Source organism: Rapidithrix thailandica (assembly GCF_039710355.1).
In the GTDB taxonomy this organism is placed as follows: Bacteria; Bacteroidota; Bacteroidia; order Cytophagales; family Flammeovirgaceae; genus Rapidithrix; species Rapidithrix thailandica.
Map to the genome: position 1 here is coordinate 19,630 of NZ_JBDKWZ010000031.1, position 12,292 is coordinate 31,921.

The 12,292-nt window shown below is 35.1% G+C and carries 17 protein-coding genes; 16 read left to right on the plus strand and 1 reads right to left on the minus strand.

The window, feature by feature from the left end; translation table 11 throughout:
- Nucleotides 1-7 precede the first annotated feature (7 nt).
- The 15 genes from AAG747_RS28775 to AAG747_RS28845 all read left to right on the plus strand — a co-directional run bounded on the left by AAG747_RS28775 (nt 8) and on the right by AAG747_RS28845 (nt 10,239).
- The gene (locus AAG747_RS28775) at nt 8-910 is read left to right on the plus strand and encodes a hypothetical protein (RefSeq protein ID WP_346824724.1); all 903 of its coding nucleotides are present in this window, start codon (nt 8-10) and stop codon (nt 908-910) included.
- A gap of 116 nt (nt 911-1,026) precedes the next feature.
- Nucleotides 1,027-1,668, plus strand: coding sequence for an RHS repeat domain-containing protein (locus tag AAG747_RS28780; RefSeq protein WP_346824725.1), 642 nt, complete (start codon nt 1,027-1,029; stop codon nt 1,666-1,668).
- A gap of 7 nt (nt 1,669-1,675) precedes the next feature.
- Nucleotides 1,676-2,305 (plus strand): DUF416 family protein, encoded by a 630-nt coding sequence (locus AAG747_RS28785; protein WP_346824726.1) that lies wholly within the window; start codon nt 1,676-1,678, stop codon nt 2,303-2,305.
- A gap of 87 nt (nt 2,306-2,392) precedes the next feature.
- On the plus strand, nt 2,393-2,914 hold the full coding sequence (locus tag AAG747_RS28790) for a hypothetical protein (RefSeq protein WP_346824727.1): 522 nt from the start codon (nt 2,393-2,395) through the stop codon (nt 2,912-2,914).
- Nucleotides 2,915-3,050: 136 nt separating this feature from the next.
- Nucleotides 3,051-3,710 carry an RHS repeat-associated core domain-containing protein gene (locus AAG747_RS28795; protein WP_346824728.1) on the plus strand — a complete coding sequence of 220 codons (660 nt, stop codon included), beginning with the start codon at nt 3,051-3,053 and terminating at the stop codon, nt 3,708-3,710.
- 17 nt (nt 3,711-3,727) lie between these two features.
- Nucleotides 3,728-4,642: a hypothetical protein gene (locus AAG747_RS28800; protein ID WP_346824729.1), complete on the plus strand. Its 915-nt coding sequence runs from the start codon at nt 3,728-3,730 to the stop codon at nt 4,640-4,642.
- 116 nt (nt 4,643-4,758) lie between these two features.
- Complete coding sequence (locus tag AAG747_RS28805; RefSeq protein ID WP_346824730.1) at nt 4,759-5,427, plus strand: RHS repeat-associated core domain-containing protein; 669 nt, start codon at nt 4,759-4,761, stop codon at nt 5,425-5,427.
- Nucleotides 5,428-5,441: 14 nt separating this feature from the next.
- Nucleotides 5,442-5,789, plus strand: coding sequence for a hypothetical protein (locus AAG747_RS28810; RefSeq protein ID WP_346824731.1), 348 nt, complete (start codon nt 5,442-5,444; stop codon nt 5,787-5,789).
- On the plus strand, nt 5,779-6,129 hold the full coding sequence (locus AAG747_RS28815) for an immunity 51 family protein (RefSeq protein WP_346824732.1): 351 nt from the start codon (nt 5,779-5,781) through the stop codon (nt 6,127-6,129). Before AAG747_RS28810 ends, AAG747_RS28815 begins: the two co-directional genes overlap by 11 nt.
- Nucleotides 6,130-6,393: 264 nt before the next feature.
- Nucleotides 6,394-6,909 carry a hypothetical protein gene (locus AAG747_RS28820; RefSeq protein WP_346824733.1) on the plus strand — a complete coding sequence of 172 codons (516 nt, stop codon included), beginning with the start codon at nt 6,394-6,396 and terminating at the stop codon, nt 6,907-6,909.
- 136 nt (nt 6,910-7,045) lie between these two features.
- Nucleotides 7,046-7,687 (plus strand): RHS repeat-associated core domain-containing protein, encoded by a 642-nt coding sequence (locus AAG747_RS28825; protein ID WP_346824734.1) that lies wholly within the window; start codon nt 7,046-7,048, stop codon nt 7,685-7,687.
- A 28-nt stretch (nt 7,688-7,715) separates the two neighbouring features.
- Complete coding sequence (locus tag AAG747_RS28830) at nt 7,716-8,069, plus strand: hypothetical protein (RefSeq protein WP_346824735.1); 354 nt, start codon at nt 7,716-7,718, stop codon at nt 8,067-8,069.
- Between the two features lies 1 nt (nt 8,070).
- The gene (locus tag AAG747_RS28835) at nt 8,071-8,412 is read left to right on the plus strand and encodes a hypothetical protein (protein WP_346824736.1); all 342 of its coding nucleotides are present in this window, start codon (nt 8,071-8,073) and stop codon (nt 8,410-8,412) included.
- Nucleotides 8,413-8,474: 62 nt separating this feature from the next.
- The gene (locus AAG747_RS28840; RefSeq protein WP_346824737.1) at nt 8,475-9,209 is read left to right on the plus strand and encodes an RHS repeat domain-containing protein; all 735 of its coding nucleotides are present in this window, start codon (nt 8,475-8,477) and stop codon (nt 9,207-9,209) included.
- Nucleotides 9,210-9,294: 85 nt separating this feature from the next.
- On the plus strand, nt 9,295-10,239 hold the full coding sequence (locus AAG747_RS28845) for a hypothetical protein (RefSeq protein ID WP_346824738.1): 945 nt from the start codon (nt 9,295-9,297) through the stop codon (nt 10,237-10,239).
- A gap of 209 nt (nt 10,240-10,448) precedes the next feature.
- Here the strand turns inward: AAG747_RS28845 and AAG747_RS28850 are convergent, their stop codons facing one another.
- Entirely contained in the window at nt 10,449-10,745 is a 297-nt protein-coding gene (locus AAG747_RS28850; RefSeq protein ID WP_346824739.1) for a hypothetical protein, read from the minus strand.
- Between the two features lie 547 nt (nt 10,746-11,292).
- On the opposite strand from AAG747_RS28850, the gene AAG747_RS28855 reads away from it, so the two are divergent.
- Nucleotides 11,293-12,292 (plus strand): glycoside hydrolase 43 family protein (locus AAG747_RS28855; protein ID WP_346824740.1); only part of this gene is annotated, 1,000 nt, incomplete at its 3' end.

The following is a 12,292-nucleotide window of genomic DNA, read 5'->3' on the forward strand; positions in this document are numbered from 1 at the left end:
TTAACATATGAAACAAACATCTAAGTTTAAAAAGGAAAGTAGGCTTTTCTTTGAAGACGTTTTAAGCTCATACAATAATAATGAAGATCAAAAATCTATAAAATCCTTTTTAGAATATGTCAACTCAGGAAAGGAACAATTTATTCACAAAGTAATTTTATTTGGCGAAGAAGAGATTAAAGAGTATGACATTTTAACTATTTATAGTTTTATAAATGGTTATTATTTATCTCAAGCAGTACTTAATTTTCAAAATAAAAAGAAATATGAATATTTATTAAATGGTTATCAATATTCTATTCTGTATCAGATCCTACATCTTAAGAAAGATACATTTGCATCAGGAGTATTAGGGACAGATCTAAGCTTAATATTTATGTTAGCATTAACTTATTTTCCTGAAGAAGCTGATTTAATTGGGGAGCAACTAGTAAAGTTTTTAAGGTATAATGAAGAAGTAAAAAAAAATCATCATAGTGAAATGACAGGTGATTTTGGTTTATCAAGTACTGTTTATTTGTCTTCTTTTTTAGCAGGTTATTATGGTAAGAAGGAGTTAGGAGGACAGATACAATCGTTTTGCAAAAAAGACATAGAGACATGCTACAAAAATGTTGTTGATAATCTATTTTCTATGGACGAAGCAATTGTAAATACTTGGGTTGATGAAATGGTTGATTTTCATATCAGAAATAGTAAAAACGATTTGACATTACCTTTTAATCACGAGGAGTGGCAATACTTTCCCATAGAAATAATTTCTTTATTGGAGTTGCGGTTACGAAAAGGCTTTGAAATAAGTTTTATTGAGAATAGTTTCTTAAAAGAATTTCTTCCTCATTTAGGTATTTCAGTCCCTATAGAATTAGATGAATTTACACAGAAATTAAAAACAAGAGTAACCGGTTAGGTCCATCCGGGTAATTTGGGTCTGTGATTGACATATTTAAAAAGTATACTAGGCCCGAAATTAGGACAATGACTTAACTAAAAATGATTTTAATTTAACATTTTTCAAAAAAGCCCATGAATTTTCATTTGTGGGCTTTATCATTTTGTTACACCTTCTGGCAAGCCGAACTGAATATCTATGGAAAGATCCGTACCCTAGCAAAGGGTTCTGTACAGGATTGCCCTTTCCGTCACCAAGGGCAATATGAGGATGCGGAGACAGGCTTATACTATAACCGTTTTAGGTACTATTCGCCTGAATCAGGGACGTATATTTCCCAGGATCCGATTGGGTTGCATGCTGGGTTTCGCTTCTATGGATATGTTAAAAACCCTGCATCTTGGATAGATCCCTTAGGGTTAATGGGCTATTTGCAAGAGCTCGCTAAACAAATATCTGATGCTGGGGAACATTTTTTTGCACGTAAATTACGTACTGTTGCCGTAGGACAATTCTCAAACGGTAATTTATATTCTTCTTCAAGTAATGGGTTAGATAAAGGCCAAGTAGCAAAGTCTAAAGAACTTGGAATTACATCATTAAATACATCTACTGTACATGTTGATGGGCAGAACTTACATGCCGAAGAAGTTCTTATGCATAAAATACCAGACATGGAAGCTGTAGGAACATATAAAAGACTACCTTGTGGGCCGGATGAACATGATTGCTTAGGACAGCTTAAGAGAAAAGGAATTAAAATTGATTGTGATTAAATAGCTTATGGGGTATTTAGAATATAAAGAAGATTTAAAACAGAGACTTACGGGCCTTTCAACAAGGAAGTTAGCTACCTTCTCTATTTGTTGTTTTCAAAGAATTTTTGGATTATATCCAGAGTTTGTCAAAGCCTTTAATGCAGATAAAAGTGTAGAAATATCAAATATTAGTGAATTTATCTGGGAGAAGCTTACTAAAGAAGGTCATTTTGAAAACAATATAGCTTCAACTTTACCTGTTATTGAAAGTTTATTGCCTTCTGAAAACCTTCGTGGTTGGCAAAGTTCAATAAGTATTAATGTTTGTATCTGTTTGGATGTCTCTGCACGAGTTCTAATTGAAGAACATAAAAATGCTGAGATTGCAGGAGGGTATGTATATGATACTATTTCTCAGGTTATTTATTCGTTAGTTTCTGATAAATTTATCTCTGATGAACTTGAAGATAAAATTCATAACAGTTCAATTATTCAAGACGAGATACAACATCAATTTAATCTTATTTTGGAATTGAAATCTATTTCTATTTTAGACAATAAAGGGTATATAGAGTCTCTTAAAAATGAAATGATTAAAAACACTCATAATTTTCAAAAAATAAAAAATGCATGGTTCAATGAACAGACTGATTAGCCTATAACTAAGGTCGTTTTTGAAGTTACAAGTGGATGTCTTAGGTGTAAACCCCTTAGGCATCCACTGTCTGATTTTAGAAAACCGATGTCAATGATAAACACTTTTGCTTTATATGGAGATTCCTTCCAAAAAACAGATTTTGAAACCCGTCCCAGAGTATCTTACAAGATAAGGGAGCATATTGTTGCTCTTTGTGTAAAGCATATTCTTGCACCTAAGAATGTAATTGTAAACGGTCGTTTTGATTATTCTATAACCTTTAGTTTTGATAAAGCTTCTGAAGACAATTTTATTAAAGATAAGATTATATATAGTCTTAGAACAAGGAAAGGTACCAAAGAGGTTGGGATATCAATATGTGATGTGGAGGTTTCAAACAATATATCACCTCGGGCATACGCTTTTTTAATTTTGGAAGGGATGCAAGTATTTCTTACAGGCGAATATAAAAAGATCACTCCGGCGTTATTTGATGCAGTGAAAGAGCATATAGATTGGGATTACATCAATGAATTGCCCTTTCCGGCTCCCTTTGAAGAACAGAAATATCTATTAGACCCGGATCCGGAAGTTCAACGTGCTTATGTGGATGCGTTTGGGGAATAAGGTATTCCGCTAAGAGTAAAATCTCTACTTAATGGATAGAAGACAGGTCTGATTTATATCAGACCTGTTTTGGTTTTATCTGAATAGTTATGCTCTTTCGGATTAGATCGGCAAACCCATTGCCGCCTATAACGGAGTGGGAAATCTCGTTTGGCAAGTCGAACTGAATATCTATGGAAAGATCCGTACTTTAGTAAAAGGCTCGGCCCAAGATTGCCCCTTCCGTTACCAAAGGCAGTACGAGGATGCAGAGACGGGCTTGTACTACAACCGTTTCCGGTACTATTCGCCTGAATCAGGAACGTATATTTCACAAGATCCGATTGGGTTAGCGGGGAATAATCCGAATATTTATGCCTATACTAAGGATAGTAATGTTTGGATAGACATCTTTGGGTTAGATTGTAATAGCCTTGGAGAATGGGGAGAAAAATTTGCAAAGGAACAATTAGAGGGAAGTGGAAAGTACAAGCGTGTATTCCCTGTTCAAAACAAATCTAATAACGGTATTGACTTGGTAGGGCAAAGACATGATGGTAAATTTGATTTCTTTGAAGTGAAGACTACTGGAGTCGGAAAAGATGCAAAGGGGAATAGAAGGGCCGTTGGGCTATCTGATAGGCAGCGAAACTCAACTTTCTTTGTTGACGATGTATTAACAAAAGCCCAGGGAGGAGGTTACGGTGTATCACCACAACTTGCTACCCAAATGAAAAATAATATTGGCAATAAGAGAATTATTGATGTGTTTGTTGATAATGGTAAAGTAAATTCTGTTTTAACATCAATTTGGTAATAAAAACTCATATTAAAGTGATACAAATAAAAAGGAAGTTACTTGCTCATTTCGAACAAGTAAGAAATAATAGAATATCTTCAGAAGACAAAAAAAAATTCTCACAATTCTTCCATCAATTTTTAGATGATAATTTTGAAGAGTTTACTTATAAGGCGGTATTATGGGAAGGGGAAGATCCTGAAGATGTTATTATAAACATTTTTAATATTATAGAAGAGTTTAAATTGATTAGCCTCAGTAATTCAATTCCAAAGTTTTTAAAAAATCAAATTGAGTATTCACAATTATTGTCAGGGTTTTCTTATAATATATATTATCAAGTGTTATGCCTACAAAAAAATACTTTTGCTTCAGGAGTATTGGAAACAGACTTAAGTCTCATATTAATGTTATCCTTGACCTATTTTCCTGAAGAAGCTGATTTAATTGGAAAACAATTTCTTAAAGTTTTAGAAAACCATAAGGAAAAGGAGGAAGAAAACAATTATTATAATGGTAGGGTGAAAGAAATGTTTGGCTATTCAGATATAATTTGGCTTTCTTCTATTGTTTCTAAATGTTATGGTAAAGAAGATATGTCAGGAAAAATCAGCAATTATTGTAGTGAAAATGCTAATCCTATTTATGAAAAAGCGGTAAGTAATCTATTTTCTATGGACGAAGCAATTGTAAATACTTGGGTTGATGAAATGGTTGATTTTCATATCAGAAATAGTAAAAACGATTTGACATTACCTTTTAATCACGAGGAGTGGCAATACTTTCCCATAGAAATAATTTCTTTATTGGAGTTGCGGTTACGAAAAGGCTTTGAAATAAGTTTTATTGAGAATAGTTTCTTAAAAGAATTTCTTCCTCATTTAGGTATTTCAGTCCCTATAGAATTAGATGAGTTTACACAGAAATTAAAAACAAGAGTCACCGGTTAGGTCCATCCGGGTAATTTGGGTCTGTAATTGACATATTTAAAAAGTATACTAGGCCCGAAATTAGGACAATGACTTAACTAAAAATGATTTTAATTTAACATTTTTCAAAAAAGCCCATGAATTTTCATTTGTGGGCTTTATCATTTTATTACACCTTCTGGCAAGCCGAACTGGACATCTATGGAAAGATCCGTACTTTAGCAAAAGGCTCAATCCAAGATTGTTCTTTCCGTTATCAAGGACAGTACGAGGATGCAGAGACGGGCTTATACTATAACCACTTCCGGTACTATTCGCCTGAATCAGGAACGTATATTTCACAAGATCCGATTGGGTTGTTATCTGGTAAAGTGAATTTTTACGCTTATGTATTTGATTCAATTTCTCTTGTAGATCCACTTGGGCTTGATGAACTGGTATATCAATTGTTAAATAAGGATGGTGACGTTGTGTATTATGGAATAACAGAGCGATCAGCCTCGAAAAGGCTTAAAGAGCATCTTAATAATCCAGATAAAAAAGGTAAATTTGCTAGAATGGAGGTTTTAGCAGATAACCTTACTCATGACCAAGCTCGTTCTATAGAAGGTGCTTTGATTAGAAAACGTTTAAGAGAAAGAGCAGATGATTGGTCTGATTTTGATTCTATTGAAGATAGACTTGGAAAATCAGATTTACTTAATAAAAACAGAGGGCGAGTTAAAGACCGTTGGCTTTCAGATAACCCATTAAAAGGTTTAAAAGACAAAATGCACAAAAAACCTAAAAAGGTTAGTTGTGGTTAAAAAACATAATTGCTATGAAAATATATAGTACAGCTTCAGATGGTAACGATATGGCAGATATGGCTAATGCTCGTTATTTTAATTTGGCAATAAAGCAAATTGAAGAGAATGTTGAGTGGCTGAAAACATCTAAAAAAATCGTTCAAGCAGTCCTGGCACATATAGATATACTTTTATTATTGTCAAAAAAATTTCCTAAAGATGCCAACTTGAGTATTGAAGAAGACCGAGTTGCAGAGTGGAAAACTGTATTTTATGAATGGTATGAGCGTGTAAACAGTAAAATACCAGCCAAATACAGAGAGGGTATAAAGCAAAATGCAGATGAATTATTCGCAGAATTAGAACAATATGGGCATTAATAGTTTTGAAGAAGAGATAAAACCTTTTTTTTGGGTAGAACATCCAAACAGCTTTTCAGTTTGTTTAAATGTTGGTGAGTATAAAAACGAGCTTTTTGAAACAAGAGAAGATGAAGGGTTTGAGGGAAATGGTTACGACTGGGCATCATTAGCTAGAGTGTTTTTATCAGAAAAAATGGAAGGATTGGCAAAAGTTGTAAAGTTTGACCCTGAAGGAAGTATGTTTTGCGCTTATTCAGAAGATAAAGTAGCATTACAGAGTTTTATAACTTCATTTAAAAATGCATGTGAAGATAATATCTTAATACAAGATTTATTTTCAAGAGCAGAATTAGATTAACAACTACAATAATTACTTATACTAAACCACAGTTTTGACTGTGGTTTTTTAATGCTTTAAAACTACTGATCATTCGAAGATGAAAACACCTAAGTGGTAATAAGGCTTCGGTTTAGAACCGGCTCTCGGTTTTACAATCCAGGTAGCTCGTTCCTCTACGGTTGTTATTGATTTTTGCAAAAGTTAGTTCTCATACTTTACCTTTCAAGTGGATGTCTTAGGTGTAAAATCCTTTGGCATCCACTGTCTGATTTTAGAAAACCGATGTCAATGATAAACACTTTTGCTTTATATGGAGATTCCTTCCGAAAAACAGATTTTGAAACCCGTCCCAGAGTATCTTACAAGATAAGAGAGCATATTGCTGCTCTTTGTGCGAAGTATGTCCTTGCACCTAAGAATGTAATTGTAAACGGTCGTTTTGATTGTTCTATAACCTTTAGGTTTAGAAAACCAATTGAAGATTTTAATCATAAAATCACATATAATGTTAGAACAAGACAGGGTACCAAAGAGGTTGGGATATCAATTTATGATGTTGAAGTTTCAAACAACATATCACCTCGAGAGTACGCTTTTTTAATTTTGGAAGGGATGCAAGTATTTCTTACAGGCGAATATAAAAAGATCACTCCGGTGTTATTTGATGCAGTGAAAGAGTATATAGATTGGGATTACATCAATGAATTGCCCTTTCCGGCTCCCTTTGAAGAACAGAAATATCTATTAGACCCGGATCCGGAAGTTCAACGCGCTTATGTGGATGCATTTGGGGAATAAGGTATTCCGCTAAGAGTAAAATCTCTACTTAATTGATAGAAGACAGGTCTGATTTATATCAGACCTGTTTTGGTTTTATCTGAATAGTTATGCTCTTTCGGATTAGATCGGCAAACCCATTGCCGCCTATAACGGAGTGGGAAATCTCGTTTGGCAAGCCGAACTGAATATCTATGGAAAGATCCGTACTTTAGCAAAAGGCTCGATTCAAGACTGTCCTTTCCGTTATCAAGGACAATATGAGGATGCAGAGACGGGCTTATACTACAAGCGTTTCCGGTACTATTCACCTGAATCAGGAACGTATATTTCCCAGGATCCGATTGGGTTGTTATCTGGTAAAGTGAATTTTTGCGCTTATGTATTTGATTCAATTTCTCTTGTTGATCCACTTGGACTTGCTGAACTTGTTTATCAATTGTTAAATAAGGATGGTGACGTTGTGTATTATGGAATAACAGAGCGATCAGCCTTGGAACGGTTTAGAGAGCATCTTGCTAATCCAGATAAAAAAGGTAAAATAGAAACAATGGAAGTTTTAGCAGAAAATTTGACTCATGATGAAGCACGATCTATAGACGGAGGATTAATTAGAAAACGATTGAAACAAAGAATTGCCGATTATAGTTCAACAGATAGTATAGAAGAGCAATTAGAAAGTGCAGGGTTACTAAATAAAAATAGAGGAAGGGTAAAAGATAGATGGACTAGTAATACCCCATTAAGAGAATTAAAGTCTAAAATGCTTAAAACTCCCAGAAAGGTTAGTTGTAATTAGTAAATTAAATAGCTATTACTATATAACAATGAAAAGAATTTTTAATACGCATCCAAATGGAAATGAGGCGTCAGACTTAGAGCCGGCTCGTTACATAAACTTAGCAATAAGTCAAATTAATGAAATTTGTGAATGGCTAAAAAATACAAATGAAGTGGCTCAAGCAATGCTGCTTCATATGGACATTCTCATTGTATTGACAAATAAATACCCTGATATGGTTGATATGTTGATGGATGAAGATATTGAAGAATGGAAAATATCCTTTTACGATTGGTATGAAAGGCTTGAGTCGAAAATACCTAAAAAGTTCAGGGAGGGTATTAAAGAGTCGGCAGATCAATTGTTTTCAGACTTAGACGCTTTAGCTAACGAATCATAATATGTGGGGAAATCAACCATGGGATAACGACTGTGCTGCCGATTGGTTTGCCAAAACGATTGGCGATTCCGGACTTGCAACAAGAGTTCGCAATACCCTTCAAGAGCTACTTGCTCAAGAATATTGGGATGATGAAGCTCTTTTGGTGCGAGCGGCTTCTTATTGTCTGTTGCAATTTGGTCATGTTTATGTCTGGCCTATTGATGAGTTAGAGAAAGACTTGGATTTGGCAATACAGGGATTAAAGCGTGTATTGGAAGAAGGGGAATATTTTGACCCGGAGATACTTCAAGTTGAAATTGCAGAGCTGGAAAACCGGCTCTCGGTTTTACAATCCAGGTAGCTCGTTCCTCTACGGTTGTTATTGATTTTTGCAAAAGTTAGTTCTCATACTTTACCTTTCAAGTGGATGTCTTAGGTGTAAACCCCTTAGACATCCACTTTTTTAGTAATAAATCAAGCCAAAACAAAGTTGGAGCCCTCCCAAACCTGATCACCTGGGTCTTTGACGAAGGCAGTTTTGTGCCGAGTGCGAAGATCGTGGAAGGGGAACCCTATTCCATCGTATCGGATTATTTGGGAACTCCATGTCTGATGTACAATTCCATAGGCAACCTGGTTTGGCAAGCCGAACTGGACATCTATGGAAAGATCCGTACTTTAGCAAAAGGCTCGATTCAAGACTGCCCTTTCCGTTATCAAGGACAGTACGAGGATGCAGAGACGGGCTTGTACTATAACCACTTCCGGTACTATTCGCCTGAATCAGGAACGTATATTTCCCAGGATCCGATTCGATTACAATCTGGAGAGCCTAACTTTTACAGATATGTATTTGATGTTAATACATGGGTAGATCCTTTTGGTCTCTCAACAGTTTATTTAAGAGAGAAGGAAGTATATGCAGGAAAAGCAAAGCATAATGCTGCCACTAGATATGGTAATAAAACAGTGGCAACGGATATTTTTACAGGAATACCTGATACTGATACTACACAGGGTGTGGAACAAATAACTTATGAAAGAATGAAAAAGATGGAGGCAACAGAAGAACTGAATCAGTTAATAAACATAAAAAAGCCTGTAGATATGAGTAATAATAAAAAAATATATAGAAGGACTTTGGGGAGGAATGGTTGAAAAATACCTTTGGAGACGAATTTGAAGAAGTTATTGATAAAAAAGTCAAAGATCATTATCAACCTAAAGGAATGTGTAAATAATTATGAATTTAGATAAAAAAGACTTGGTATATTTTAAGCAAAATAGTCAATCTTTGAAAGAAACATTGGTAGTTTCAATTGAAAGAGGTGCTTTTAAGAATGTTCTTTTAGAATTAAATGATTATTTAAAAACTTCTCAAGAAATAAAATTGGTTTTGGTCTGTGATCCAACTAAAACCTCGGAAGGTGAAATTATTTGTAATTTAGAAGTGCTGAAATATCTTGGCAATTTACAAAAAATAGATATTTTGGTGAATTCATCAATGCCTCTTGAAAGTATTTCAGAATTAGAAGTAGTAAAGGATCTGAAATCTCTTAAAATCAGTGGCTTTTATAATAAAAAAATAAATCTGAGTACCCTCAAACGATTCAAAAATATAAAAGAATTAAGCCTGGAAAATGGCTTAAGTAAAAAAGATTATTTTTTACTTAATTCAAAACTAAAGGTATTGGAGGTGAGAGAACTGAACATAGATTATGTGGAAAGGAATGAAAACCTTGAGGAACTCACTATATTTCATAAGCTATCAGGGGAAAAAAAACTTGTTGAAAAATTTCCAAATCTAAAGTCTTTAAAGCTCAAAAATTGTAATCAAATAGAGGACTTTGCTTTTATAAGCCCCCTAAATAGTCTTGAAAATCTTTCTTTTAATAGTGTTCGCAATTTAAAATTTGTTCCAAAATTAAGTTCGAATACAATAAAAAGGCTGGAAATATTGAACTGTAAGAATTTGAATAGTATAAAAACGATAAGTTCTTTTTCTTTATTAGAGCGATTAGCCATCACCGATGCAAATATTGATTTTCAAGAAATTCAAGATATATCTGAAGATCTAAGATTGGAAATATTTTACTTTAGAAGTAAGGGTAATAAAGAGAATGATATTTTTGAGGCCCTGTCCCAAAAAAACGGTTTTCAAAACACACACAGAGGTTTTTGGAGGTGATGTCCCTATTAGTCTCAATAATATTGATGAAATAGTTTAAAATTAGTTTGGAAAAAACTTTAGTTGGTATAACTGTAGATCCCCCCATCCATAGGGCAGCGTTTATTCAAAGTTACTATAATTATCAAGTTGTCGCTTGATCCCGGCTAGCCGGTATTTGGTAATCGATTGCTTGGTGTCTTCTTTCAAGGTTGTAATAGTTAAAATAATCATTCACTGATCGGTATAAACCCAATCCGTCTTTTGGAGGGTTGAGATAGAGTTTTTTTGTATTTAATATTTCTCCAAAGTCTTTCGGTAAAAGCATTGTCGGTGGCCCGGCCTTTGCCGTCATACTGACTTGAATCCCTTTTTATGTCTTGGAAGTATACGGTCCGGGAATGATCGCCTGGATACCCATCAAGCGATACAGTCTTGGGGATACCTTGATCCAAATACAGCCAGGTGGTCATGCCGGAAACCCTCATATGTGGATATGCCATGTACTGCTTAGCGATGGTACGCATCAGTGCAAGGTTCTTGGCCGATTCTCCTTTTGACTGGGATAAAGCTCATACTTTTTAGAGCATTACCAAACAATCTATCTAATTTAAAGGAAAATCATTTAATTTTGATTGGTTTACGTGTAAGCCATAGCCAATTATTTGGCTAAGAGTATATTTAAAATTCGTTGTGGGAGATGCTCCTTCAAGAGGCCGCCCCTTTGACAATGAAAATTTTCAGTTTAGGGTTCTCAGAAGGTCATTTTTTTGGCCCGACACTTCGGTGGTTCGACTTTCGGTGATCCGACATACCGGGTGCCGGCACACAAAAAAATGATGCGCTGAGGTCTCTGAAATGGGAATTTGCAATCCAAAAGGTGAAACTTAAACATGCTCTAAAATAGATAGGTTCTACCATTTAAGCGGTAAGATTTATAAAAAAGCCGTTCCGGAAAACATTGGTGCGGTGCACTTTTAATTAACTCCATTCAATTATCTAACTGTAATCAATATGCTGAAAAATTTAAAATGTTGTGATAACTTTTTAGAAATAAAAAAGATAGCCCTCATATTGGCTATCTTTTTTATAGAAATACCTGTCATCATCTCACAAGAAAACAATACCTATCTATTAACTTCTAATGTATGGACTCCCGATAATGGTGATGGAACCTATAAAAACCCTGTACTTTGGGGGGATTGGCCAGACCCGGATGTTATTCGTGTAGATGACGATTTTTATTTAATCACGACCAGTATGCATTATATGCCTGGGAGTCCTATTGTGAAATCGAAAGACTTGGTAAACTGGGAATTTGCGAGTTATCCCATCGAACGATACGATGAAGACCCCCGTTTCGACATGAATGGTGGCGAACTATACCTTAATGGATCTTGGGCGAATACCATACGCTACCACAAGGGTAAATTTTATGTGGGTTTTTGCACTCCTAAAAACAAGGAAGGCACAACAGGGCACTTTTCCATGTGTGTAGCCGATAATATCGAAGGACCCTGGCAACGTACCATTTTTCCGGAATTTTTATATGATCCGGGTTTATTTTTTGACGATGATGGTAAAGGCTATATTGCTCATGGTCAAACCGATATTTATATCACTCCACTAGCTGACGATTATTTATCCGTTTCGGGAAAATCGGTTAAAGTCATTGAAGGCGAACCTGTTGAAGGCTCGCATATGTATAAAATAAATGGAAAGTATTACATTTTTAGTCCATCAGCGGGTACCGGTTCTCAAATTTGCTTTCGATCGGATAATATTTATGGACCCTACGAAAAAAAGGTGGTTATGCACGACCAACGTAATACCCAGTGGGGTATACATCAAGGGGCCTTGGTACAGCTTAAAAATGGCGATTGGTGGTGCTTAATTATGGAAGACCGCGATCCGATTGGTAGGACAACCCGGTTAGAACCTGTTACTTGGATTGATGGCTGGCCTATGATTGGGGAAAAAAGCAAAACAGGTGATTGGATAGGTGTAACCAACTTTAAAAAGCCAGATGTAGGTAACACATACCCTATAACGAACCCAGCTACCACCGATGAGT

Coding starts and splice junctions, on each gene's coding strand:
- AAG747_RS28775 (WP_346824724.1), top strand. CDS start 8: ATGAAACAAACATCTAAGTTTAAAAAGGAAAGTAGGCTTTTCTTTGAA.
- AAG747_RS28780 (WP_346824725.1), top strand. CDS start 1,027: ATGAATTTTCATTTGTGGGCTTTATCATTTTGTTACACCTTCTGGCAA.
- AAG747_RS28785 (WP_346824726.1), top strand. CDS start 1,676: ATGGGGTATTTAGAATATAAAGAAGATTTAAAACAGAGACTTACGGGC.
- AAG747_RS28790 (WP_346824727.1), top strand. CDS start 2,393: ATGTCAATGATAAACACTTTTGCTTTATATGGAGATTCCTTCCAAAAA.
- AAG747_RS28805 (WP_346824730.1), top strand. CDS start 4,759: ATGAATTTTCATTTGTGGGCTTTATCATTTTATTACACCTTCTGGCAA.
- AAG747_RS28810 (WP_346824731.1), top strand. CDS start 5,442: ATGAAAATATATAGTACAGCTTCAGATGGTAACGATATGGCAGATATG.
- AAG747_RS28815 (WP_346824732.1), top strand. CDS start 5,779: ATGGGCATTAATAGTTTTGAAGAAGAGATAAAACCTTTTTTTTGGGTA.
- AAG747_RS28820 (WP_346824733.1), top strand. CDS start 6,394: ATGTCAATGATAAACACTTTTGCTTTATATGGAGATTCCTTCCGAAAA.
- AAG747_RS28830 (WP_346824735.1), top strand. CDS start 7,716: ATGAAAAGAATTTTTAATACGCATCCAAATGGAAATGAGGCGTCAGAC.
- AAG747_RS28835 (WP_346824736.1), top strand. CDS start 8,071: ATGTGGGGAAATCAACCATGGGATAACGACTGTGCTGCCGATTGGTTT.
- AAG747_RS28845 (WP_346824738.1), top strand. CDS start 9,295: ATGAATTTAGATAAAAAAGACTTGGTATATTTTAAGCAAAATAGTCAA.
- AAG747_RS28850 (WP_346824739.1), bottom strand. CDS start 10,745: ATGCGTACCATCGCTAAGCAGTACATGGCATATCCACATATGAGGGTT.